The 23,460-nt window shown below is 68.0% G+C and carries 27 protein-coding genes; 18 read left to right on the top strand and 9 right to left on the bottom strand.

Annotated elements, in window-relative coordinates; translation table 11 throughout:
• The first annotated feature begins 272 nt into the window (after positions 1-272).
• Both OHA77_RS30465 and OHA77_RS30460 read left to right on the top strand, forming a co-directional pair.
• Entirely contained in the window at positions 273-935 is a 663-nt protein-coding gene (locus OHA77_RS30465) for a response regulator transcription factor (RefSeq protein WP_326824739.1), read from the top strand.
• Positions 936-1,003: 68 nt separating this feature from the next.
• Positions 1,004-2,257, top strand: a complete 1,254-nt coding sequence (locus OHA77_RS30460; protein WP_406312823.1) for a sensor histidine kinase — start codon at positions 1,004-1,006, stop codon at positions 2,255-2,257.
• Positions 2,258-2,259: 2 nt separating this feature from the next.
• Here OHA77_RS30460 and OHA77_RS30455 read toward each other — a convergent pair whose 3' ends face one another.
• The 3 genes from OHA77_RS30455 to OHA77_RS30445 all read right to left on the bottom strand — a co-directional run bounded on the left by OHA77_RS30455 (position 2,260) and on the right by OHA77_RS30445 (position 5,273).
• Positions 2,260-2,775: a hypothetical protein gene (locus OHA77_RS30455; RefSeq protein ID WP_406312822.1), complete on the bottom strand. Its 516-nt coding sequence runs from the start codon at positions 2,773-2,775 to the stop codon at positions 2,260-2,262.
• 159 nt (positions 2,776-2,934) lie between these two features.
• Positions 2,935-3,840 carry an aminoglycoside phosphotransferase family protein gene (locus OHA77_RS30450; RefSeq protein WP_326824742.1) on the bottom strand — a complete coding sequence of 302 codons (906 nt, stop codon included), beginning with the start codon at positions 3,838-3,840 and terminating at the stop codon, positions 2,935-2,937.
• Complete coding sequence (locus OHA77_RS30445; protein WP_406312821.1) at positions 3,840-5,273, bottom strand: helix-turn-helix domain-containing protein; 1,434 nt, start codon at positions 5,271-5,273, stop codon at positions 3,840-3,842. Before OHA77_RS30445 ends, OHA77_RS30450 begins: the two co-directional genes overlap by 1 nt.
• A gap of 227 nt (positions 5,274-5,500) precedes the next feature.
• Here OHA77_RS30445 and OHA77_RS30440 point away from each other — a divergent pair, with 227 nt between their 5' ends.
• The 4 genes from OHA77_RS30440 (at position 5,501) to OHA77_RS30425 (ending at position 7,678) form a co-directional block, all read left to right on the top strand.
• The gene (locus tag OHA77_RS30440; protein ID WP_326824744.1) at positions 5,501-5,785 is read left to right on the top strand and encodes a hypothetical protein; all 285 of its coding nucleotides are present in this window, start codon (positions 5,501-5,503) and stop codon (positions 5,783-5,785) included.
• 356 nt (positions 5,786-6,141) lie between these two features.
• On the top strand, positions 6,142-6,873 hold the full coding sequence (locus OHA77_RS30435) for a glycosyltransferase family 2 protein (RefSeq protein WP_406312820.1): 732 nt from the start codon (positions 6,142-6,144) through the stop codon (positions 6,871-6,873).
• A gap of 131 nt (positions 6,874-7,004) precedes the next feature.
• Positions 7,005-7,256 carry a type II toxin-antitoxin system Phd/YefM family antitoxin gene (locus OHA77_RS30430; protein WP_406312818.1) on the top strand — a complete coding sequence of 84 codons (252 nt, stop codon included), beginning with the start codon at positions 7,005-7,007 and terminating at the stop codon, positions 7,254-7,256.
• Positions 7,256-7,678, top strand: coding sequence for a type II toxin-antitoxin system VapC family toxin (locus OHA77_RS30425; RefSeq protein WP_406312817.1), 423 nt, complete (start codon positions 7,256-7,258; stop codon positions 7,676-7,678). Before OHA77_RS30430 ends, OHA77_RS30425 begins: the two co-directional genes overlap by 1 nt.
• On the opposite strand, the gene OHA77_RS30420 is transcribed toward OHA77_RS30425, so the two are convergent.
• From OHA77_RS30420 to OHA77_RS30405, 4 genes are all read right to left on the bottom strand, one after another.
• A complete protein-coding gene (locus OHA77_RS30420; RefSeq protein WP_406312816.1) occupies positions 7,679-7,828 on the bottom strand; it encodes a DUF427 domain-containing protein in 150 nt (49 codons plus the stop codon).
• A 67-nt stretch (positions 7,829-7,895) separates the two neighbouring features.
• On the bottom strand, positions 7,896-8,378 hold the full coding sequence (locus OHA77_RS30415) for a DUF6036 family nucleotidyltransferase (protein WP_406312815.1): 483 nt from the start codon (positions 8,376-8,378) through the stop codon (positions 7,896-7,898).
• 70 nt (positions 8,379-8,448) lie between these two features.
• The gene (locus tag OHA77_RS30410) at positions 8,449-8,814 is read right to left on the bottom strand and encodes a hypothetical protein (protein ID WP_406312814.1); all 366 of its coding nucleotides are present in this window, start codon (positions 8,812-8,814) and stop codon (positions 8,449-8,451) included.
• A 99-nt stretch (positions 8,815-8,913) separates the two neighbouring features.
• The gene (locus OHA77_RS30405; RefSeq protein ID WP_406312813.1) at positions 8,914-9,642 is read right to left on the bottom strand and encodes a DUF427 domain-containing protein; all 729 of its coding nucleotides are present in this window, start codon (positions 9,640-9,642) and stop codon (positions 8,914-8,916) included.
• Between the two features lie 475 nt (positions 9,643-10,117).
• On the opposite strand from OHA77_RS30405, the gene OHA77_RS30400 reads away from it, so the two are divergent.
• A complete protein-coding gene (locus OHA77_RS30400; RefSeq protein WP_406312812.1) occupies positions 10,118-12,082 on the top strand; it encodes an FHA domain-containing protein in 1,965 nt (654 codons plus the stop codon).
• A 45-nt stretch (positions 12,083-12,127) separates the two neighbouring features.
• Here OHA77_RS30400 and OHA77_RS30395 read toward each other — a convergent pair whose 3' ends face one another.
• Positions 12,128-12,418 (bottom strand): DUF1330 domain-containing protein, encoded by a 291-nt coding sequence (locus OHA77_RS30395; RefSeq protein ID WP_406312811.1) that lies wholly within the window; start codon positions 12,416-12,418, stop codon positions 12,128-12,130.
• A gap of 193 nt (positions 12,419-12,611) precedes the next feature.
• On the opposite strand from OHA77_RS30395, the gene OHA77_RS30390 reads away from it, so the two are divergent.
• The 5 genes from OHA77_RS30390 to OHA77_RS30370 all read left to right on the top strand — a co-directional run bounded on the left by OHA77_RS30390 (position 12,612) and on the right by OHA77_RS30370 (position 14,684).
• The gene (locus tag OHA77_RS30390; RefSeq protein ID WP_406312810.1) at positions 12,612-13,022 is read left to right on the top strand and encodes a VOC family protein; all 411 of its coding nucleotides are present in this window, start codon (positions 12,612-12,614) and stop codon (positions 13,020-13,022) included.
• Between the two features lie 83 nt (positions 13,023-13,105).
• The gene (locus OHA77_RS30385; protein WP_406312809.1) at positions 13,106-13,570 is read left to right on the top strand and encodes a helix-turn-helix transcriptional regulator; all 465 of its coding nucleotides are present in this window, start codon (positions 13,106-13,108) and stop codon (positions 13,568-13,570) included.
• Positions 13,571-13,575: 5 nt separating this feature from the next.
• Positions 13,576-13,890, top strand: coding sequence for a hypothetical protein (locus tag OHA77_RS30380; protein ID WP_406312808.1), 315 nt, complete (start codon positions 13,576-13,578; stop codon positions 13,888-13,890).
• Between the two features lie 55 nt (positions 13,891-13,945).
• Positions 13,946-14,398, top strand: coding sequence for a pyridoxamine 5'-phosphate oxidase family protein (locus OHA77_RS30375; protein ID WP_406312807.1), 453 nt, complete (start codon positions 13,946-13,948; stop codon positions 14,396-14,398).
• A 55-nt stretch (positions 14,399-14,453) separates the two neighbouring features.
• Entirely contained in the window at positions 14,454-14,684 is a 231-nt protein-coding gene (locus OHA77_RS30370) for a hypothetical protein (protein ID WP_406312806.1), read from the top strand.
• Here OHA77_RS30370 and OHA77_RS30365 read toward each other — a convergent pair.
• Positions 14,671-15,750, bottom strand: a complete 1,080-nt coding sequence (locus tag OHA77_RS30365) for a LacI family DNA-binding transcriptional regulator (RefSeq protein WP_406312805.1) — start codon at positions 15,748-15,750, stop codon at positions 14,671-14,673. The two genes, OHA77_RS30370 and OHA77_RS30365, sit on opposite strands and share 14 nt — an antisense overlap.
• Before the next feature lie 224 nt (positions 15,751-15,974).
• Between OHA77_RS30365 and OHA77_RS30360 the strand changes: the two genes are divergently transcribed.
• The 6 genes from OHA77_RS30360 (at position 15,975) to OHA77_RS30335 (ending at position 23,346) form a co-directional block, all read left to right on the top strand.
• A complete protein-coding gene (locus tag OHA77_RS30360; RefSeq protein WP_406312804.1) occupies positions 15,975-17,276 on the top strand; it encodes an ABC transporter substrate-binding protein in 1,302 nt (433 codons plus the stop codon).
• Entirely contained in the window at positions 17,273-18,208 is a 936-nt protein-coding gene (locus tag OHA77_RS30355; RefSeq protein ID WP_406312803.1) for a carbohydrate ABC transporter permease, read from the top strand. The genes OHA77_RS30360 and OHA77_RS30355 overlap by 4 nt, the downstream gene beginning before the upstream one ends.
• Positions 18,205-19,032 carry a carbohydrate ABC transporter permease gene (locus tag OHA77_RS30350; protein WP_406312802.1) on the top strand — a complete coding sequence of 276 codons (828 nt, stop codon included), beginning with the start codon at positions 18,205-18,207 and terminating at the stop codon, positions 19,030-19,032. The genes OHA77_RS30355 and OHA77_RS30350 overlap by 4 nt, the downstream gene beginning before the upstream one ends.
• A 21-nt stretch (positions 19,033-19,053) precedes the next feature.
• Positions 19,054-21,681, top strand: coding sequence for a family 78 glycoside hydrolase catalytic domain (locus tag OHA77_RS30345; protein WP_406312801.1), 2,628 nt, complete (start codon positions 19,054-19,056; stop codon positions 21,679-21,681).
• A 427-nt stretch (positions 21,682-22,108) separates the two neighbouring features.
• Positions 22,109-22,669, top strand: a complete 561-nt coding sequence (locus OHA77_RS30340) for an RNA polymerase sigma factor (RefSeq protein WP_406312800.1) — start codon at positions 22,109-22,111, stop codon at positions 22,667-22,669.
• Positions 22,666-23,346 (top strand): hypothetical protein, encoded by a 681-nt coding sequence (locus tag OHA77_RS30335; protein WP_406312799.1) that lies wholly within the window; start codon positions 22,666-22,668, stop codon positions 23,344-23,346. The genes OHA77_RS30340 and OHA77_RS30335 overlap by 4 nt, the downstream gene beginning before the upstream one ends.
• Positions 23,347-23,460 lie beyond the last annotated feature (114 nt).

Here is a 23,460-nt window from a genome sequence, read left to right as displayed (position 1 = left end):
ACCGCACACCTTCACGACGAATTCTGCAATGATGATCATGAGGATTAGATGAGAAACGAAATAGGAGACATACAGTGATCCCGCCTGGGTCCAGGCTCTAAATAAGGAACCCAGGACATGAACCTTTTCGCATGATTTGCGAAATTTCACAATTGATTTATGCAATCAGATATGCGCGAACGGTATCCAGCCGGTGCGCGGACACCGGGGTGCCCGCGCGATCGGTTCCGCGGCGGCTGGTTGAGCCTCGTGGAGATCGCTACTCTCACCCCATGCGTGTACTCGTTGTCGACGACGATCCCGACGTGCGCGGTGCGGTGGTCACCGCGCTGCGTTCGGCTGGTTTCGCCGTCGACGAGGCAGCCGACTGGAGCCAGGCCGACCTCAGCATGAGTGTCAACGACTACGACTGCCTGGTCCTCGACCGGATACTCCCGGAAGGCGATTCCGCCGACCAGCTCTACCGGCGCCGCCAGGCCGGCATGGCCGTACCCGCGATCATGTTGACCGCGCTCGACGACATCAGCCACCGGGTGGCGGGCCTGGAAGCCGGTGCCGACGACTACCTGACCAAGCCGTTCTTCACCGACGAGCTGGTCCTGCGGGTACGCGCCCTGTGCCGGCGCCGCACCACGATGATCCCGCCGATCCTGTGCGTCGACGACGTCGAGCTCGACGTGGCCCGCCGCGAGGTCCGCCGGGCGGGGGTGCTGCAGACCCTCACGCCCAAGGAGTTCGCGGTCCTTGAGACCCTGCTGGCCCGTCAGCCGGCCGTCGTCACCCGCACCGAGCTCATCGAGCACTGCTGGGACGAGCGAGCCGATCCGGCGTCCAACGTGGTGGATGTCGTCGTCAACCAGCTGAGGCGCAAATTCGGCGAGCCCGCAGTGATCTTCACGGCGCGGGGCGCCGGCTACTGGGTCGGGTCCCCATAGCCGTGAAACCGCTACGCCGGCGAGGCCGCGGGCCCGGCGGGGGCCGGAAGCGCACCCAGCCCGCACCGTTGCAGACGGCCAGGCGCCTCAGCACGCTGCGGGGCCGTCTGGCCCTGCTGCTGATAGCCCTCAACATGGTGGGACTGGCCGGCATGGGAGCCGTCGCGCTGATCGTCGACCAGCGGCAGCGCGACGATCTCGTCGAAATGGAGCTGGACCGCACGGCACGGACGGCAAAAGCCCTGCTGCACTACGAGTCCGGTGTCCTGCAGTTGGACCGGCTCTTCACCGATCCGGCGTCGGAGGGCCCGACCGGGGTGTACGTGTACGAGGGCACCCGCACCGACATCCGCCTCGTTTTCGGCTACCCGTCCAGCCTGCCGGTGATCGCACCAGAGGTCCTGCGCGGTCCCGCCCGGCTCGTGTGGCGGGGCCGCGGCGAGTTCGCCACGACCGTGGCCGCCGAAGGGCGTCGCGCCCGGCTGCTCGCGGTGCCGTTCGCGCACGCCGTCACCGGAGCCGTGGCGGGCACGGTCGTGGCCGTGGTCGACCTCGGGCCGGTTCAGCAGGCCCATCAGAAGCTGGGGTGGGCCCTGTTCACCGGGGGAACGGTGTTCACGCTCCTCGTCGGCCTGGGCGGATACCTGCTGGTCCGGCGGGGCACCCAGCCCGCTGTCGAGGCGCTCGGCCAGCAGGAGCAGTTCGTCGCCGACGCGGCGCACGAGCTGCGTACCCCCCTGACGGTCATCCGGGCGCTGTCGGAGGCCGCGCTCAAGGATCCCGGCCGGCAGCGCCAGGCGTTACGGCAGGTGCTGCGCTCCACCGAGCGGCTGGCCGACTCGGTGGAGGCGCTGCTCATGCGGGCACGGCTCGTCGCCGGGCTGCGGGAGCTCCAGCGGCAGCCGTTCCGCCTTGACCAGCTGGCCGAGGATGTGGTGGCCGAGACCGTGCAACCGCCGCATACCGCGGAGGTATCGGTCTCACCCACGGTGGCGAGCGGCGACCCGGCCCTGGTCAGCATCGCCATCCGCAATCTCGTCCACAACGCCGTCCGGCACGGCCGGATCGGTGCCGAACCCGCGGCGGTCACCCTCATCGTCGAGACCGGCATGATCACGATCAGGGACACCGGTCCGGGCTTGGACGACCGGCCCGCGCAGCGATTCCGCAGCAGCGTGGCGGACGGCACCGGTCTCGGACTGACCATCGCCCAGTGGGTGGCGGAGCTGCACGGCGGGGCGCTGCGGCTGCACCCGGCGCCCGGCGGGGGGACCGCCGCGGTCATGACCCTGCCCGACCCGCCGGCGTCGGATGGGCGGTGACGTCAGGGGGCGGGGTGACCGGCCTTGGCACCGGCAGGGGAGATCACGGACCAGCCGTCCCGGCCGTGCCCGTTGACGTCGCCGGGCATGCGGTCACCGGCGTAGCCGTACAGCGGCCATCCCGCAAGGGTGAGCTGCTCGATGCCGTCGGGTCTGACGACCTTGCCCACCTTTCCCCGGTCTATACCGACGATCCGCAGTCTCCCGATGTCGCCGGCCGGCATCGGACGCCACATCTTGACGCACTCGCCGACGCAGGCCGGACGCGACGGATTCACACCGTCGGCGTCGTTGCGGTAGAGGACATACCCCTGGACGTCGATGACGATGGGGCCGTCGAGTCCCTGCGAGTTGACGGCGAACAGGCCGGGACCGCGCGCGGGATCGGTGGGGTTCGGCACGCCGGCCGGCTTTCCGCCGGGCTGGAGGACCCCGTAGCCGACGGTGCAGCCCACCGCCGCCACCAAGGCGGCGACGGGCGCCGCCAGAAGTGCCGCCCGTCGTGGCCATCGCTTCATTGGCACAGTGTGCCCGGTCAGGCTGCCGGCCGCGATCCCTGACCGGGTGCTCTCTCCGGGGCGCGCTGCGCCTCGCAGGCCTTCCTCGCCGGGTGGCCCCGCGACGGACCGTTCCACGGGTGCACCACGTGGATGCCCGCCGCCCCGGTATGAAGATCTTTACGGGGAGACGGTGACGGGTTCGGCCATGTACCAGCGGGCGTGTTGCTCGCCCCGGGTGAGGGAGTCGAGCCTGCGGGGCAGCTCACGGCGGGAGAACGGGTCGGCTCCGGCGTTACGGATGTGGATGCCCACCGCGTACATGTCCCGGACCTCCATGAGGGTGGAGTAACCGGGCCAGGAGCGCAGATCGCTGCCGTAGGCGTCGGCGAAGGCGTCCACGTCGGCGGCGGTCAGGCCGAAACGGCGCTGGCCGTGGTAGGTGTGGACCAGATCCCACTCGCGGGGGCCGACCGAGACGCCGTCCCAGTCGCAGAGCACCACGTGGCCGTCGGCGCAGCGCAGCAGGTTGTCGATCCAGGCGTCACCGTGCAGCAGCACCGGGGAGCCGTCCACGTCGAGGTCCGACCAGCGCTCGGTCAGCTCGGCGATGCGGTCACGCAGCCAGGCCCGCTGGCAGGAGGTGAGCACCGCGGACCGGTCCACCGCGCGGCGGATCTCGGCGAGCGGGTCGGCGAACCGGTTCAGCGCCACCGGCGGCACCGGCAGCAGGTGCAGGCTCCGCAGGATCTCGCCCAGCTCGGTGGTGGTGGGACGGCCGCTGGCCGGGACGTAGTGCCAGAAGGTCACCACCCTGCCCTCGTGCACCACGGGCTGGTCGGAGATCTCATCGGCCGGGCGGACCGCGGGGAACCCCTGCTCGGCCAGCCAGCGGGCCACCGCGAGCACCATCGGCAGGCGGGTCAGCGCGTTGGGCGCGGTGGCGATCCGCACCACGATCTCGCTGCGCAGCTTGAAGACCGCGTTGCTGCGCACCCGCAGCAGTTCGGCGTCGCGGTGGTCGATCCCGAGGTCGTCGCAGACTTCACGCAGGACCGTGAAAGCCTCCTCCGCGAGCGACCCCATCAGCTGGCCGGCGTGGCGTCGACGAGTAGCTCGGTCAGGCGACGCACCGCCGCCGCCTTGTGCCGGGCGGCCGGCACCTCCGACAGCAGCGCCCGGGCCCGGTTGAGCACGATGGAGGTGCGGTGCTCCGGCGGCACCTGGAGCAGGGCCTTCTGCGCCAGGTCGCAGGCGTCCTCGACCTTGCCGTCCCGGATCAGGTGCGCGGCCTGGTCGAGCAGGATGAGCACCGGGTCGATGGCGTAGGGGCCGGATGGGCCGGGCGTCCAGTCGACCTCCTCCCCCAGCTCGATCAGGGTGCCGATCCGGTAGAACTGCAACCGCCGTTCCGAGAAGCGGAACGCCAGATGGTCGTGGCCCTCCGGCGGCATCCTGGAGAAGATCCGCTCAGCCTCGGCCAGCGCGACCCTGGCGGCCTTGTGCTCGCCCATCCTCGCCAGCGCCCGCGCCTCCGCCGCCGCGCCGAGCGCCGCCGGGGAACTGGGCGCGCTCCCGGCGAGCATCCGGGCCTCACGCGCGAGCCGTACGGTCTCGGCCAGATCGCCGTAGTAGTACGGGAGCATCGCCTCCTGCGCCCGGACCAGGGCGCGCAGCCGCAGGTCGCCCATGTCGTCGGAGGCGATGCGCGCGGTGCCGTACCAGGCGTGCGCCTGACGGGTGTCGCCGAGCTTCATCAGCGCGTCGGCCGACAGCAGGGCGAGCATCACAGTGGCGCTGAGCAGGCGGCGCTGGGACATCGCGGGCTGCCGGGTCGCCGACAGCGCCCGCACGTCGGACAGCTCCAGCATCAGCCGGTAGAGCATCGGCAGGGGCGCGCTGGTGATGTACTCACGGCGGTAACGGAGCACCTGCTCGTCGAGCCGGTCGAGCTGGTCCTCGGAGACGGTGGCCAGGGCGAGCGTGCGGTCCAGGTCCTGGCGGGTCCGCTCGACCTCGGCGAGCAGCCGCCCGCTCATCGCGGACCGCGAGCCGATCAGCGCGTGGTGGAACAGCGCGCGCCGCTCGATGTCGTCGTCGATCCGCTCCTCCGCCTGGTACGGCGAGCGGCCCTCGACGCCGGAGACGACCACGACCTTGGTCCCGCCGTCGTCCTCGCAGTAGTCGCCGGAGAGACCGAGCCGCACCGCGTTGGCACGGTAGAGCCGCGCCAGCAGATCGATGGTCTGCGGCCGGGGCCGGGCCCGGTTGTTCTCCCACGCGTTGAGCAGGTCGATGCTGGCCCGCGCCTCCCCCAGGCCCTGACGCTCGCACAGCTCCTCCAACTCCTGGACGGACTGCCTGGCCGACCATCCCCGTGCCAGCCGGTGCGCCTTGAGCAGGCTCACCCCGCAGCAGCCGTGGACGGCCTGCGTGGTCTGCCAGAGCGTCCACTGACGGGCCGCGGCCTGCTCCCGCCAGCCTCGCGCACACGCGGGGGAATGCTCACCTCGGGCCATGCTGCCCTCCCGTCGCTGTTTACACAAGATTAATGAGAGCGCACCACAGCGTAAGCGTGCCTGTGCATTGCATTCCCTTTAATCGCGGGTTTTCCACGGAACATCGGTGACTTTCCGGTCTATTCCACTGATCCCACCCCCTGGCCGGACGGAGACCGATTGCCTGACCTGCCACGAAACCCCACTCTGCAGAGTGAAAGCATCGTCGTCTTCCAGGAGCAAGCCGGATGAGGACAGACCACGGCGACGCCGCCGATCACCTACGGCGGCTGGCCGTCCAACTGGAGGCGCACTCCTTCCAGGTGCGCCTCAAAGCACCCGCGGGGCTGTTCCCGCGTCTCCACGTGATCAACCCGATGGTCCCGGCCATGACAGAGGACGTCCTCGCCGCCCACGAGGCGGACGGCGAATGGTGGTTCTGGCTGTCATGGGCCGGTCGTATAGGACATGCCGAAGATGTCGCCACAGCTGCGGAACGTGTGGCTAGTGTGCTTCATGTGATACGCAGATAGGTGATTCTTGGGCTTCACATGGGTAACACCCGATGATCAAGCCCTCGAGAGGAGCAGGATCGTGAAAAGGATCCAGGTCATCCAACGCCCGCGTCCACCGCGTGAGCCTGCGCCGCTCGACCTGCGGAGCCCGTCCGGCAGGCAGTTGCCTTTCTGACGGACGCCACCGCCGGAAAGGCCGTCTGCACAGCGCCGGACGGCTTCTTCGGCACGTGTGCGCCGACCCGTGAATCCGGGTCGCACGTGTTGTGCACCCACCTGGGAATCCGGATCGCACCCGTTGTGCACCGACCCGGGAATCCGGGTTGTAAGAGCCCGTCAAGCATCCTGCAGGTGCCCCGGGCGACTTTGTAGCCATGACCGATGCCTCTTTCCCCGTCAGCGTCAGCGTGGTGGTTCCCGCACTCAACGAAGCCGCCAACCTGCCTCACGTCTTCGCGACTCTGCCCGCCTGGATCGACGAGGTCGTCCTCGTCGACGGCAACTCCGTGGACGACACCGTCGCCGTCGCCAGAGCCCTCCGCCCCGGGCTGCGTGTCGTCACCCAGACCCGCAGGGGCAAGGGCAACGCTCTCACCGAGGGGTTCGCCGCGGCCACCGGCGACATCATCGTCATGATCGACGCCGACGGGTCCACCGACGGCCGGGAGATCATCGCCTTCGTGACCGCACTGGTCGAGGGCGCCGACTTCGCCAAGGGCTCCCGCTACGCCCCCGGCGGCGGATCCGACGACCTCAGCCCGATCCGCTCGCTCGGCAACAAGGTGCTCACCATGGTGACCAATCGGCTGTACGGCACCCGCTACACCGACCTCTGCTACGGCTACAACGCCTTCTGGGCCCGTCACCTCGACGTCATGGCCCTCGACTGCGACGGCTTCGAGATCGAGACCTTGATGAACGTCCGCGCCGCCCAGGCCGGCCTCGTGATCCGCGAGGTCCCCAGCCACGAACACAGCCGCATCCACGGCGTCAGCAACCTGCACGCCGTACGGGACGGACTGCGCGTGCTGCGGACCATCCTGCGCGAGCGCACCCGCCGGGCGGACCGGCCCGTCACCATCCTGCAGGAGCCCGCCACCGCCTGATTCAGGCGGACTGCAACAGTCTCGGGTCATGCGATCACGCCGCGAACCAGGCGATCAGGGAGCGGAAAGTACTCGCACGATCTCACCCTGAAGCCAGTCTGGGTCTAGACAGACCAGACAGAAGGTGACTCATGAACGAATGGCAGGTTCAAGAGGCGAAACAGCGCTTCAGCGAGGTCGTACGGCGTGCGGTGAGCGAAGGCCCCCAAGTGGTCACCCGGCACGGGGAGGAGGTGGCCGTCGTCATCGACATCGCCGAATACCACCGCATCAAAGGCGACGCCCCCGACTTCAGGCAGTTCCTTCTCGCCGACCCCGACTGGGATGACGACCTCGAATTCCCACGGAACCAGGACCTTCCCCGAGAGATCGACTTCGGCTGATGGGCATCGGCTGTCTGCTCGACACGAACGTGGTCTCCGAAGCACGCAAGAGGAACGGCAGCTCCCAGGTCAAGGACTGGATCAGCGCAACGCACGGACCCACTCTCCATCTCAGCAGCCTGACGGTCGGCGAGATCCGCTGCGGAGTCGAACGCTGTAGACGCCGGGACCCCGTACAGGCGATCTCTCTGGAGCGCTGGCTCCACGACCTTCACCGGCAATTCGGTGATCGCATCGTCCCCGTCACCTCGGAGGTCGCCGAGGAGTGGGGGCGGCTGAACGCCGTACGCCCGCTCCCGACGGCGGACGCTCTGATCGCCGCGACGGCCCGGGTGAACGGCTGGACCCTGGTCAGCCGGAACGTCAAGGACTTCGATGGCACGGGGGTGTCCGTCGTCAACCCGTTCGATGTGCCGAACTGATCAGGCGAACTTCGACTTCGGGCGATCCTGCAGAACTCCGTCGATGTAGACGTCGACCTTCTCGTCGTAGAAGGAGACCAGCCCGGCGATGCGGCGGCTCTCCTCCAGCGGGGTCCGGTAGGACCACGCCAGGTCTACGCGACCGTTCACCGACCAGTATTCGGCCGTTCCCTTGTACGGGTAAAACCTTCACTGAGGCTGTCATTTCAAACGGTGCTTATTCTGAGGAGGAGATCAGCATCGGGCTCAGCCGAACAGGTCGACCAGCACCGCCCATGCTCTGGGGGAAGGCTCCTCCCCGGGAAAAAAACTGCGCACACAGGCGGATCGCGTCCTCCGCGGATACGACGTTGGCCAGCTCTGCCAGATGTCGGAGATCGTCAACATCGCGTGTCCGTGCCGCCATCGCCTTCATCGCGAAGATGTGCTCCGGTGAAGCCGCCATCACGCGGAGGCCCGGATGGTCGAAGACTCTTCGCTTCCCCGGATCGTCTTTCCCGGAGATGTAGACGCTGGCCTGCTCGTTCAACCACCATGGAGGTAAGCCGAGGTCCTCAGCGACCCGGCGGGCCTCTTCCAGAACCACTCCGTGCGGTACGAAGAGTGCGTCCACGTCACGGGTGACTCGGACCGCGTCGTAAGCGAGCGCCATTGCGGCTCCGCCCACGACGAAGAGATCCGCGACGACGCCCCGGCGCATCAGTCGCTCCCCCAGTGCAGTGAAGCCCGTTCAAGCTCCGCCCGGCCAAGCAGTCCGTCGTCTGTCCCGCTCATGCCGCCTCGAGATCCTTACTCGAAAGGTAGACACCGTGCTTGCGGAAGGCTGCAGGAGCCCAGACCAGCGCATCCACGCGCTGACTGGCCAACTCGGCAGGGAACCAAGGGTGGCGCAACACCCGCAGTGCCGTCCATAGAGGGGGGGCAAGATCATGCTTCGCGGCGAGATGCTCCGCGAGCGCGGCCAGCAAGGCATCCCACCGTTCGTCACCCACGGATTCCGGCTCGGATCTGAGCAACGCCGGCTGGGCATCGGACGTCTCCCAGCGATATTCCTCGAGGAACTCCCACACGAGCTTCCAGCGAATCTTTTCGTTGGAATTCGCTTTCATGCGCGCGGCGAGATCGACGAGGGTCATCGGGCGATAAACCATGTCATCCCTCCCGTTCGCTCAGACAGAGTTCGATGCTATCGCTACATGCCAGCCCGGTTCAGACCAGACGCCGCAGGTCGCGAGTCAGGCGAACTTCGTCTTCGGGCGGTCCTGCAGGACTCCGTCGATGTAGACGTCGACCTTCTCGTCGTAGAAGGAGACCAGCCCGGCGATGCGGCGGCTCTCCTCCAGCGGGGTCCGGTAGGACCACGCCAGATCCGCGCGACCGTTCACCGACCAGTATTCGGCCGTCCCCTTGTACGGGCAGTGGGTCACGGTGCCGGTGGGGGTGAGCAGGTCCAGGCGGATGTCGGTCTTGGGCAAGTAATAGCGTGGTGGCAGACCGGTCTCGAACAGGATCCGGGGGCTGTGGGAGTCGGCGACCGTCACCCCGTCGACCTCGACGCGCACATGGCGGGAGGAGGGCAGCACGTCCACCCGGGTGTAAGGATCACGAGCGTGCACGTAGACCTCCTCGTCCTCCTCGAACCAGGCGTCCACCGCCTCCCACTCGAACCGCACATGATCGCGCAACTCCTCGATCGGGGAGCCGGGATAGGCCAGCGCCGCGTCAGCCACGCCCTCGACGTCGAACAGCACCGCCTCACCGCGGCTGGGCGAGTGCACGGTCCGGCCGCTGGGCTTCAACTCGACGGCGACGTCCTGCCGGGGGAAGTAGTAGGTCGGATAGTAGGGCACCTCCCAGACCAGCAACGCCCGGACGGTGTCGGCGATCGCCCGGCCGCCCAGGAAAACCCGCACCCTCTTGGCGGCCCGCTCGATGCGGACCCGCCCACGCGTGACCGGCTCCATAACCGCGCCAACCCCACTCCCCCACGACGCTATTCCCTGGCTGCGGCCAAGAAGGGCCGGGTCGCGCCGCCGGCCGCCAGCCGAGCCGGGGGTGAGGACGGCGGAGCCGATCATTCAGCCGACCGAGGTCGACGGCCCTCCAGGTGTGACGGGCCGCATCGACTCGCCCGCGAGGCGGCCGCCCTGACCGTCTCCCTGGTTCTGATCACCTCGGGACCGGAGATCCCCGCCGGAGGCATGCCTCCACCTGCCGCCGCCCGCGACCTGTGCGGGATTCGGCGGCAAGCGGTTTATACGGCTGCGGACCATTTCCTATGGACGCCGAGCATGGCACGATAAGTGATCGCGTGAAGTTTTCCGAAGCAAGAGAAAGACCTGCGGTAAACCTGGTCGACCCGGCACACGACGCAACGCACGGCGCCTCTGCTATCGATGATCGCATCAGTTCTACGACCTGCGGAAAGGGGTGCGACCCATGCCACCTGCAATCGTCGGGCGTGAAGGCCCTCTCACCGGACAACGGTTTCCGATCAGCGATGTGCCGATCACCTTCGGTCGCAGGGACGACAACAGTGTGGTGATCGCCAGCGGGAGAGCCTCGCGCTTTCACGCGGAGGTGCGTCACGAGGCCGGCGGTTACGTACTGTACGACCGGGGAAGCCGTAACGGGACGCTGGTCAACGGGAGCCGGGTGAAATCACACGTGCTCCGGCCGGGTGATCTGATCACGATCGGCGATGAAACATTCTGTTTCGAGGCATCCACCGAGATGGAGACGATCGTGGATGCCCTCGTGCTTCAGTCGTTCATCAAATCCGCTGTGTGCGTCGAACCGGGCCAGGTCTTGCATGTCACGATTTCGGGCGGCGGCCCTGTCGGGCTGAGTTTTGCCCTGCTGCTCGAAAACCTCATGGGCCGGCGAGTGGCCATCACATTGTATGACGGCCGCTGGATTCAGGACGGGGCGCGCGTCATATGGAAGAACGAAGCGCAGGGCAACATCCGGCGGCAGCAGGTGGTGACGGTCCAGAGCCGCCAATACCTCAATCTCCCCGAGGAGGTCCAGGCGCGGCTGTTCAGCCCCGGATCGTACTCCGAGATGTGGCCGACCGGTCCCGATTCCATCCGTGGCTACAGCCCGCGGAACATCCGGGTCGCCTATATAGAAGACAAGCTGCTTGAAATAGCGAACGAGAAATCCGACTGCATCCGACTCGTTCCTGCCAACTTCGACCCGACCGAGCACCGTGAGGCTGTGGTCAAGGACCATGTGCTCGCCATCTGCGAGGGAGGACGCTCGCGAACGCGGGAGTTCTTCACCGACAAGTTCGGCAACGCCGACAAATCGATCTACTCGCTGAACGGTCAGCACGTGCAGGATGTCGTGCTGGGCCTGCGGGTGAAGTCCGACCTGTCAGACCCCATGACCGTCTTGCTGACGGTGGCCCAGAATCGTTTTCTCTTGAACGCCTTACGCGGTGAAGGCTTTCTGAACATGCGCCTGACCGATGCCGAGGCTGAGGAGGTCATCGGGATCGACCCCGTCCGGCATGTGTTCGAAGAGTGTATCGCCTCCCGTCCATGCCTGATGGGAAGGACCGACCAAGGCGAGTTTCACTGCTCCACCCACAGCACACTGTTTCTGCCCGCCCTGGTCAAAAGCTCGGCACTGTGGAAACGGGTGATGGAGGGGTTGGTGTTCTTCGGCGTCACGGAAGAGAACCTGAGCGCCGTCACCGCATTTCGACTGGACATGGTGCAGCGGCCGCGGTTCAGTGCCCAACTGTATTCCGCGACGTCGACCACCCCGGGCACCTATGGGTTTCTGCTCGGGGACGCCGCCAATTCGATCCACTTCTGGCCGGGACGCGGGCTCAACAGCGGTTTGGCGTCGGCCATCTCACTGGCGCGGTCTCTCCACCACGGCTGGCGCGGGAGAGCCTTTCGTGATGCGAACTTCCTCCGCCACGAAGCGGCGATGTCGATGCTCCAATACCGGCATAAGAGCCGCGCCTGGAAATCAATGGTGACCACCGACGAACACGGGGTCACCTGTACGATCAAAGACAAAATCGTCCAGGGCATCGAGGAAGGGGGTAAGAGTCCGGACAAGGATGCGGACATCGACGCGCTCATGGAACAGCTGCGACAGATCCGGAGCCGCCTGTCGCCACGTATTCCCGGCATGCCCGACGACGCGACCCTCGACAATCATCTGCGAAAGCTACAGGCCGAGACGGTGCGAACCCTGCTGGTGAGCGGAGCATGGGACACATTGATCGTCGGAGGCGAAGAGGTCGATATCGATATCTTCCACCGGCACGACTCGCCGGACGCACCCGTACTGAAAACACCCCGAGCCACGGCGCACGTCGAAGAACTGCACGAACATACCAAGTTCATCCCCAGAGGATCGAGCGATTCGATAGCGCCGGGATGACACGGACGCCCGCCCGCGCTCACGGCCGCACCAGGGCGACGGACGTCACAGACCTTCGACGATCAATCGTCTGCTGTCGGTATTGCGGCTGCGCAACGGTGCGATCTCCTGGTAGGCCGCTGACTCGTTCCAGGAACGCGCGGCCTCGACGGTCGGAAACTCGACCACGACAAGCTGTCCGGGCTCCCAGTCGCCCTCGACAACCGTGACCGGCCCGCCGCGCGCAAGATACTTCCCGCCGTACGGCTCAAGCGTCGCGATCACCTTGGAACGGTACTCGGCCAGTTCGTCCGCATCTCCGGTCAGCCTCACATCTGCGATCACATAGGCAGTCATGTCAGATGACACTACTCACCATCCTCAGCGCAGCCGGAGGCCGTACCCGGTGAACGTTCATGGTCATCACATGGTGACGCGGCGCCAGGCGGTGCGCGCAACGGCGGGGATGCGACCGTGCGCGGCGAACAGGTGGACAGATCGATCAGAAATCGAGAAGCACAGGTCACGGAGCCGCCCCTAGCCTGAGGTCATGGACATCACCATTCACACGAGCTTCCTCCCGCATGACGACCCGGACGCGTCCCTGGCTTTCTACCGCGACGCCCTCGGCTTCGAGGTCCGCAGCGACATCGGACAGGGCAGGATGCGCTGGATCACGGTCGGCCCCGTCGGCCAGCCCGGCACGTCCATCCTCCTGGCGCCGCCGGCCGCCGACCCTGGGATCACCGAGGACGAGCGCCGCACCATCGTCGAGATGATGGCCAAGGGCACCTACGGCTGGATCCTGCTGGCCACCCGGGACCTCGACGGCACTTTCGAGAAGCTGCAGGCCGGCGACGCCGAGGTCGTCCAGGAGCCGACCGAGCAGCCGTACGGCATCCGTGACTGCGCCTTCCGCGATCCCGCGGGCAACCTGATCCGCATCCAGGAGTTCCGCTGAGCCGTCCGGTCATCGAGCACCTCGCCGCCCGCGTCGGCATACGACCCAGGTGCTCGCGGACATCGATGAAAAGGAGTTCTCTCATGTGTCACCCTTCGTGGGCGCACGCACGCATCGCGGCGCAGCGCCTGAGCGACCTCGCGCGACTGCGCCGCGTCCGCGACCGGATCGATCGGGAGTACGCGCAGCCGCTGAACGTCGAGGCGCTCGCCCGCGACGCGCACATGTCCGCCGGGCACCTCAGCCGCCAGTTCCGGGTGGCCTACGGCGAGTCGCCGTACGCGTATCTGATGACGCGTCGCATCGAGCGCGCCACGGCGCTGCTGCGCCGTGGCGACCTCAGCGTCACCGAGGTCTGCTTCGCGGTCGGCTGCTCGTCGCTGGGCACTTTCAGCACCCGCTTCACCGAGCTGGTCGGCATGCCGCCCAGCGTCTACCGGCGCCGTGCAGCGGGAGCTGTGGCGGGGATGCCGCCGTGTGTGGCGAAACAGGTGACACGACCGATCAGAAATCAAGAAGCGCCGGTCGCCGAGCCGCAACCAGCGTGACGACCATGACATCCATCGAATCCGTCACCCTCGACGTGGCCGACCCCACGGCCGCCAAGCGCTTCTACACCGCCGCCTTCGGTCTGGAAACGCAGATACGCCTGCGGACCTCGGAGGCACCCACAACCGGCTTCCGCGGGTTCACGCCGACGCTCACGGTGTCCCAGCCGGCCAACGTCGGCAGCCTCATCGGCGCCGCCCTCGATGCCGGCGCCACGACGCTGAAGCCTGCCGCGAAGTCGCTCTGGGCTACGGCGGGGTCGTACAAGCCCCGGACGGAACGATCTGGAAGATCGCGACCTCGGCGAACCGACCGATGACCGACGGAGCCCGTCCCATGGGGGAAGGGCTCTCCACCAAGTGACTGGAGGAAGCATGACGGACGCGCCGCCGCGTGGACCCGAGGAGAGGCTGCGGGACACTCGCGCGAAACTGGAGAGCGACGTCGATCTCTGGGTCGCGACGTCGGGCTCCCCGGGCGGCGTTCACCTCATCCCGCTCTCGTACCTCTGGGACGGGACCGCGTTCCTCATCTCGACGCCGCGCGCCTCGGTCACCGGCCGCAACCTGCTGGCGGACGGCCGGGTGCGACTCAGCCTCGGGCCGACCCGCGACGTCGTCATCGTCGAGGGCACCGCCGAGCCGGTGGACCTCGCCGACCTCGCCCCTGAGACGGGCGACGCGTTCGCGACCACGACCGGTTTCGACCCGCGCGAACTCAACGGCTACCAGTACTTCCTGATCCGGCCGTGGCACATCCAGGCCTGGCGTGAGGCGAACGAACTGCGGGGACGCGACCTCATGCGCGACGGCCGCTGGCTCGGCTGACCGCCGCACCGTAAGGTCCCGCCGGGCCACCGGGATCAGCCTCGCGGCGCTCTTCGTGCTGCTGCTGCCGGCCAACGTCTACGCCGCCCTCGCCGATGTGCCGTTCAACGGCGGCGAGGCGTCCCCGCTCTGGTTCAGGATCCCCGAGCAGGCCCTGTACATCGCCGTCGCACTCTGGGGGACCCGGTCGGCGCCGCACGGATGGCCGGCTTTCTCAGGGTCACGTCGTACGTGGCCGGAGTCGGCGGGTCTGCGCGGGCCCGAAAGGGACCTCACCTCTCGTTGACCTGAGATTCGACCGGCACAGCGTCCTGCGCGCAGTCGTACGGAGCCGCGGTGGAGCGGCGCTCGACCAGGGTCGGGGCGACGGAGAAGCGCACCGACGACGTACGGCCGCCGATGCGTTCCAGCAGCAGGCGTCCGGCGGTACGGCCCATGACGGAGCCGTCCTGGTCGACGCTGGTCAGCGAGACGTTGGGCAGGGCGGTGATCCGGATGTTGTCGTAGCCGGCGACCGAGACGTCACCGGGAACGGACAGGCCGGCCTCGTGGACGGCCGCCAGCGCGCCGAAGGCGGCCAGGTCCGCCCCGGCGAAGATCGCCGTCGGACGTGGTGAGCGGCTCAGCAGCTCACGGGCACCGGCATAGCCGCCGTCCTCGGTGTAGGAGGTCGTGCTGACCGCGATCTCCTCGTCCAGGCCGTGCTCGCGCATCACGCGCCGGTAGGTCTCCGCCCTGATCGTGTGCAGCAGGTCCGCGGGGTGGCCCCGGCTGGCGTCCTTCTGCCCGATGTGTGCGATGCGGCGGTGGCCGAGCGCGATCAAGTGCTGAACGACGAGTTCGGCGCCCGCTTCGTCGTCGTCGAAGACCGAGTCGTAGACGGCCGATCGCTCATGTCGTCCGAACACGACCGTGGGCATGTCTTTCGCCACCTCCTCCAGGACCGTCTTGGAGGTGAGCGGGGCGACCATGAGGATGCCGTCCACCTGCCGGTCCACCAGGGCGTCGATGGCCCGCGCCTCGGCCTTCGGGGTGGACCCGCCATGGATCATGATCGCCTGATAGTCGGTGTCGGCGAACTGCTCCGTGACGCCGTCGAGGATGTCGGCGAAGAACGGGTTCCTGATGTGCGGCAGCAGCACGCCGATGGTGAACGTGCGTCCGCGCATCGCCCGGGCCGCGGCCTGGGGCCGGTAGCCGAGCTCCTCGATGGCCGCCTTCACACGATCGCGCATGGCCGGGCTGGCCCCGTAGGCGTTGCGCAACACCTTCGACACGGCGGTGGTGGAGACCTGAGCGTGGTTGGCCACGTCGACGATCGTCACCCGGCGCCGCCGATCGTGCGTGCCCATCGCTCCCCCTTCGTCGTGACGAGATCCAATTGTACGAGCTTCAAGCATCGACAAGGTGGGTAACGTTACCCATTTGGACTGGGAAGATCTTGTTATTTCTCGTGCTGACAGCGATAACAATCGAGGACCGTTGCCCAAACCGCCTCTTGACGCTCTCCAATGTGACGCCTACGTTAACCCGCATCGGGGGCCCTAAAACGATTCAACGGACCCGGAGGGGCACCATGAGAACCTCTCACCGCATGCTGGGAACGGCCGTGGCCGTTCTCGCGATGGCGGCCCTGACCTCCTGCGGCTCGGGCTCGGAGCCCGCCGCCGACGGCACGGTCACCCTGTCCTTGCTCGTGGACAACAGCCAGGCGAGTGTGGACACGGCCAAGGCGCTCACGGACGCCTTCATGCAGGCCAACCCCACTGTCAAGATCGATACGGAGACGCGGCCGGGAGGCAGCGAGGGCGACAACATCGTCAAGACCCGGCTGTCCACCGGCGACATGTCGGATGTCTTCTGGTACAACTCGGGGTCGCTGCTGCAGGCGCTCAACCCGGCCCAGACCATGGTCGACCTCACCGGTGACCCGGTGTTGGCCAACGTCCAGAAGGACTACCTGCCGGTGGTGACGCAGGGCGGCAAGGTCTACGGCGTCCCCGTCGGGAGCGTGAACGGGGGCGGCATCCTCTACAACCGCAAGGTCTACGAGAAGCTCGGCCTGCAGCCGCCCAAGACGTGGGCCGATTTCACGGCCAACAACGAGAAGATCAAAGCAGCGAAGATCACCCCGGTGATCACGACGTTCAAGGACACCTGGACCTCGCAGCTGTTCGTGCTGGGCGACTACTACAACGTGCAGACCACCGTGCCGGGCTTCGCGCAGGACTACACGGCCAACAAGGTCAAGTTCGCCACCACGCCGGCCGCCCGCGCGGGCTTCGACCACCTGGCCGAGGTGCATGCCAAGGGCTACGTCAACGAGGGCTTCGGCACGGCCACCTACGACCAGGGCCTCAAGATGCTGATCGAAGGCGAGGGCGCGCACTACGCGATGCTCAGCGGCAACGTGCCGCCGCTGCTGGCCACCCACCCGCAGGCGGCCACCGATGTGGGCTTCTTCGGCATCCCCGGCGACGATCCCGCCAAGCACGGCGCCACCGTCTGGGAGCCCGGCGGCCTCTACATCGCCAAGACCACCGAGCGCCTCGACGCGGCCAAGAAGTTCCTCGCCTTCGCGGCCTCACCCGCCGCCGCCGACGCGATCAACAAGGTCGTCCAGCCATCCGGCCCGTACCGCATCCAGGGGGCCAAGCTGCCCGACAACGCGATCCAGGTGGCCAAGGACCTGCAGGCCTACATCGACAAGGGCGCCAGCGCGCCCGCGCTGGAGTTCGTCTCCCCGGTCAAGGGCCCGTCCCTGGAGCAGATCACCGTCGCGGTGGGCTCCGGGCTGACACCACCCGCCGAGGGCGCCACCCAGTACGACCGGGACGTCGAGAAGCAGGCCAAGCAGCTGGGGCTCGCGGGGTGGTGACCAAGCAGGAGGCCGAGCCCCGCTCGGGGCCCGGCCCGGCACCCGAACGGCGACCCGCTCGCGCCGCCGGTTCCCGACCGCAGACCGCCTACCCGTACACGCTCTACCTGCCAGCCGCCGTCGTCTACACCGTGATCTTCCTGGTGCCGACGGTGATGGCGTTCTACTTCGCGCTGACCCGCTGGACGCTGTTCGACAGCACCTTCGTCGGTCTGGACAACTTCCGCGACTTCCTGGCCGAGCAGAACCTGCGCATCGGCTTCCAGAACACGATCGTCTACGCGGTGGTCACCAGCGGCCTGAAGGTCGTGCTCGGACTGCTGCTGGGTGTGCTGCTGACCTCGAAACTGCGCCTGCGCGGCTTCCTGCGCTCGGTGGTGTTCTTCCCCGTCCTGGTCAGCACGGTCGCGGTCGGCATCACCTTCAGCGTGCTGCTCAAGCCCGACACCGGCCTGGTCGACCAGGCCCTGGCCGTGGTCGGGGTCTCCGGCCCCGACTGGCTCGGCGACGCCACCACCGCGCTGCTGTCGGTGGCGCTGGTGGACGTGTGGAAGGGCGTGGGCCTGGCCACCGTCATCTACATCGCCGGGATCCTGTCCATCCCGCAGGACTACTACCAGGCCGTCGCCGTGGACGGCGGCACCGCCTGGCACCGCTTCCGGCACGTCACGCTACCGCTTTCCTGGCCGGCGACCTACTCGGTGATCATCCTGTCGTTCATCGGGGGCCTGCGCTCGTTCGACCTGATCTGGACGATGACCCGCGGCGGTCCCGGCTTCACCAGCGACACCATCGCCTCGATCATCTACAAGCAGTACCAGGCCGGCTTCTTCGGCCTGTCCACCGCGGGAAACGTGCTGCTGTTCATCGTCGTCACCGTCATCGTCGTCCCCCTCAACCACTTCCTCGGCAAGAGGCAGGTCACCGCATGAGAACGCTGAGAAGGCTCGGCGCCGAGACCGTCGCGCTCGTCGTGGCCACGGTCGTCTTCCTCATCCCCTTCTCCTTCATGCTGCTGACCGCGATCAAGGGCGAGTCCCAGGCGGCCGACCTGGACTTCGCCTGGCCCACCGAATGGCCGATCGTGCAGAACCTGACGGAGGTGATCGAGGCGCGCGACTACGTACTGCTGCGCGCCTACCTCAACAGCACGATCCTGACCATCGTCTCCGTCGCGCTGATCGTGGTCTTCGCCGCGATGGCCGCCTTCGTCCTGCAGCGCCGGGCCGGCAGGATCGGCGCTCTGGCCAACTTCCTGGTGCTGTCCGGGCTCATCATCCCACCGGCGATCGTGCCGACCATCTGGCTGCTGCAGGCGATCGGCCTGTTCAAGACCATGCCCGGGCTCATCCTGGTCGAGGTCGCCTTCAACCTGTCGTTCGCGGTGATGCTGTTCCGCGCCTTCATCGCCGCCATCCCCCGGGAGCTGGACGAGGCCGCCATGATCGACGGCTGCAGCGGCCTGCAGCTGTTCTTCCGGGTGGTCTTCCCGCTGCTGCGACCGGTGACGATCACCGTCATCCTGACCGGCTCGGTGGCCGTCTTCAACGACTTCGTCAACCCGCTGTACTTCCTGCCCGGCGACGACAACGCCACCGTGCAGGTCACCCTCTACAACTTCTCCAGCCAGTACAGCACCCAGTGGAACCTGCTGTTCATGGACATCGTGCTGATCACCGTTCCGCCGCTGCTGGCCTTCGTCTTCTTCAACCGCAAGATCGTTGCTGGTATGACCGGCGGCGCCATCAAGGGCTGACCGACAAGGAGCACCACGACCGTGACCTTCCTGCGTGCCGAACCACCTACCTTCGAACACCACCTCCTTCCCTTCGGGATCGGCGAGAGCGCACCCCGGCTGTCCTGGACTGTCACCACCGACATCCCCGGGTGGACCCAGCAGGCATACGAGATCGAGCTCAGCGACGGAACGTGCACCGGCCGCGTCGAGTCACCGGAATCAGTGCTTCTTCCCTGGCCGGGCGGGGAACTGGGCTCACGCGAGCGGCGGGCCGTACGGGTCCGCGTGCACGGCCGCGACGGCTCGGCCGGCGACTGGAGCCCCTGGTCCTGGGCCGAGACCGGGCTGCTGGACGCCACCGACTGGCAGGCGGGCGCGGCGGCACCGCCGCTGGAGCTGCTCGGCCCGCCCGACGGCCCCGCCTTCCTGCTGCGCCGCGACTTCACCCTGCGAGGCCCGGTCGGTCGGGCCCGCCTGTACGTCACCGCGCACGGCCTGCACGAGACCGAGATCAACGGCCGGGTCGTCGGCGACGAGGTCCTGGCTCCCGGCTGGACCAGCTACGGCCACCGGCTGCGTTACCGCACCCACGACGTCACCCATCTCCTGCGCGAGGGCGCCAACACCGTCGGCGCCACCCTCGCCGACGGCTGGTACCGGGGCCGGATCGGCTTCCGCGGCGGCAAGTCCGACGTCTACGGCGAGCGCACCGCGCTCATCGCCCAGTTGGAGATCACCTATGCCGACGGCACGACCGACATCGTGGTCACCGACGGGACCTGGCGGTGCGCGCCCGGCCCGGTCACCGCCGCGAGCCTGTACGAGGGCGAGAAGTACGACGCCCGCCTACTGCCGGCCGGCTGGTCGCGGCCCGGCTTCGACGACGCCACCTGGCTGCCCGCCGACGCGCTGCCGCACGACCCGGCCCTGCTCGTCGCGCCCACCGGGCCTCAGGTGCGCCGGGTCGAGACGCTCGACCCGGTCGAGACGATCACCGGGCCGGACGGGGAGACCATCCTCGACTTCGGCCAGAACATCTCCGGCCGCCTGCGCATCCGCGTCCAGGGCCCGGCCGGCCACACCGTCACGCTCCGCCACGCCGAGGTCCTGGAGAACGGCGCCCTGGGCGTACGGCCGCTTCGCACGGCCCTCGCACTCGACACCTACACCCTGCGCGGCGACGGCACGGCCGAGGTGTGGGAGCCCCGCTTCACCGTTCACGGCTTCCGCTACGCCCAGATCGACGGCTGGCCCGGCGAGCTGGACCTCGCTGCCGTCCAAGCCGTCGTCTGCCACACCGACATGCGCCGCACCGGCGACTTCACCTGCTCCGACCCGCTGCTGACCCGGCTGCACGACAACGTCGTGTGGAGCATGCGCGGCAACTTCGTCGACATCCCCACCGACTGCCCGCAACGCGACGAGCGCCTGGGCTGGACCGGTGACATCCAGGTCTTCGGCCCGGCCGCGGCCTTCCTCTACGACTGCACCGGCATGCTGAGCTCCTGGCTGCAGGACCTGGCCGCCGAGCAGCGCCAGTACGGCACCGTTCCCCTCTACGTGCCCTGGGTGGATCTGGGGCCCTTCACCAACGACGAGCCGACGGCCGTCTGGGGGGACGCCGCCGTCGTCCTGCCCTGGACCCTCTACCGGCGCACCGGCGACCTCGACGTGCTGCGCAGGCAGTACCCGAGCATGACAGCCTGGGTGGATCAGATCGCCGAGCTGGTGGGCGAGTCCTTCCTGTGGGACGAAGGCTTCCAGCTCGGGGACTGGCTCGACCCCACCGCCCCGCCGGACCGTCCCTTCGACGCGCAGACGGATCCGGGCCTGGTCGCCACCGCCTACCTGGCGTACTCCGCCCGGCTCCTCGCCGAGACCGCCGCGCTGCTCGGGCACGCCGAGGACGAACGCCGTTACCAGGAGCTCGCCGGGCGTGTCCGTGCCGCCTTCGACGCCGCGTACGTCTCACTCGAAGGAAAGGTGGCCGGCGACTCGCAGACGGGCTACGCCCTGGCCCTGCGGTTCGGGCTCATCGACGGTGCGGAGCGCCGCGCCCATGCGGGCGAGCGCCTCGTCGAGCTGGTACGGGCGAACGGCCACCGCATCGGCACCGGCTTCGTGGGCACCCCGCTCATCTGCGACGCCTTGGCCGAAGCCGGGGCCTGCGACGATGCCTACCGGCTGCTGCTGCAGACCGAATGCCCCTCCTGGCTGTACGCGGTGACGATGGGTGCCACCACCGTCTGGGAGCGCTGGGACAGCATGCTGCCCGACGGGGCGATCAACCCCGGCGAGATGACCTCCTTCAACCACTACGCCCTCGGTGCGGTCGCCGACTGGATGCACCGCACCCTGGCCGGCCTGGCCCCAGCCGCTCCCGGTTACCGCCGGATGCTGGTGCGTCCCCGCCCCGGCGGTGGCCTCACCCACGCCCGTGCCACGCACGTCACCCCGTACGGCCGGGCGGAGGTGAGCTGGGAGCGTTCCAGCGGACGGCTGACCCTGCACGTCCTGGTCCCGCCGAGCACCATTGCCACCGTTCACCTGCCCGGAGAGCCGGACGAGCCCATCGAGGCCGGCCCGGGACGGCACGTCTTCCATTGCGCGTTCAGGAACCCCAGCGACGACCCGGTCTCCGGCCCCGGCGGAATACGCCGCGACTGACCCGGAACACGGGTCCACCGGGACCAGGAGGTGGGCTTCCTCCCGGTCACCCGGCCGGTGCTCTTGTCGCTCGCGGCCGGGACCACTCAGGTGTACACCTCCGGCCGAGAAAAGGAGCAACGACAGCCGTACCTGCCACCGTGCATCCAGGTGACCCATGCGACGATCCGCGATCTACTGCCGGATCAGCCAGGACCGCGAGGGCGCAGGATCGGGCGTCGCCCGCCAGGAGGCCGACTGCCGGGCGTTGGTCGAACGAAAAGAGCGGACCGTGGTGGACGCCTACCCCGGCAACGACGTCAGCGCCTACTCGGAAGCACCATGTCCCGCCTCCCAGCGGAAACAGTTGGCCCCATCTGCTCACACTCATAACGTTTTCCCGGCCGCTGACCAAGAAGGGATGTAATCGACGAAGGGAGCACGGCCGGTGCGTCGCAGACAGGCGAACATCGCTACGGATCCGGAGGCTTTCGAGGCCTTCTACCGGCGCCACGTCGACGCGATCACGTGGTTCCTCGCCCGCCGGGTCGATGATCCGAACACGGTCGCCGACCTGGTGGCGGAGGTTTTCGTCGCGGTGCTCGACTCCGCCCACACCTACCGGCCCGGACTCGGTAGCGAGATCGCGTGGTTGTACGGCGTGGCTCGCAACACCCTCTCGGCCGAGCGGCGGCGGGCGTTCAAGGAGACGAAGCTGGCCGATCGCGTAGGCGGACGAAGGCCGCTCGACTCCGACGACGTCGCCCAGCTCGAAGAGCGGATCGACGCGGAGAGCGTGGCCAGGCGGGCCTTCCAGGCCATGGCCGGACTACCAGACGGTGATCGCGCGATGCTCGAACTGGTCGTCATCGACCAGCTCACGATCAGCGAGGCGGCCACCGCTCTGGGCATCCGGCAGGGAGCCGCCAGGGCCAGGCTGCACCGCGCCCGCCGCACGCTCAGGAATGTGCCGGGGATAGATCCCTTCGTCATGGAAGGAATGCGATGAAATTCAAGGAGCACGTGCTGATGGAGCTCAAAGCCGAGATCGTCACCCGGAACAAGGCTCGACGCCTGCTCGTCAGGCGGCGCCTGCTCGCCGGAGCGGCGGTGGCCGGGATCGCGGCGGCGGCGGCCGTCGCGGTGCCGTTCCTGAACGGGTCGGGGACCCCGGCCTACGCGGTCACCAAAAACACCGACGGCACGATCACCCTGAAGATCAACGAGCTCAGGGACCCCGCTCAGGTGGAGAAGGACCTGGCGGCACTCGGCCTGGCCGCCGATGTCTCCTACGTCAAGCCCGGCACCCGGTGTGCCCCCGACCGCGGCCACACCGACGCCGGCCCCTCGTTCTCCAAGGAGGAGCTCAACAGCAAGGATCCCGAGGTCCGGAAGAGGATCAGGGAAGCCATCGACAACTCGCCGAACAGCAAGGCGTTCAGGATCGGCGGCGGCGAGGTGCGGATCAGTCCGCAGCACATCAAGCCGGGGCAGACAGCCGTCATGGAGTTCACCGAGAACGAGGACCAGACCTCGGGCCCGGAGAAGCCCAGAGCCCTGTGGCAGTTCGGCGGCTACCTCGTCACCGGTCCGGTCAAGCCCTGCAAGGTCGTCGACGACCCGTCCTGGAGCAGGATGCCCGACCCCAGGACGAACCCCGGGGCATACCCGCCGCCCGGTAGCTGACCTCACCGGACAGGAGCACGGCAGACGCCACCTGATCCGCCGGGGCGAGCGACTGAATCAGGGAACGTTGTCACTGGAGACGATTTCCTCCAGGACCGCCGGCCACGCCGGATC

The sequence above is a fragment of the Streptosporangium sp. NBC_01639 genome, from assembly GCF_045209755.1.
Classification (GTDB): domain Bacteria; phylum Actinomycetota; class Actinomycetes; order Streptosporangiales; family Streptosporangiaceae; genus Streptosporangium.
This window is presented reverse-complemented; position numbering and strand designations above follow the sequence as displayed.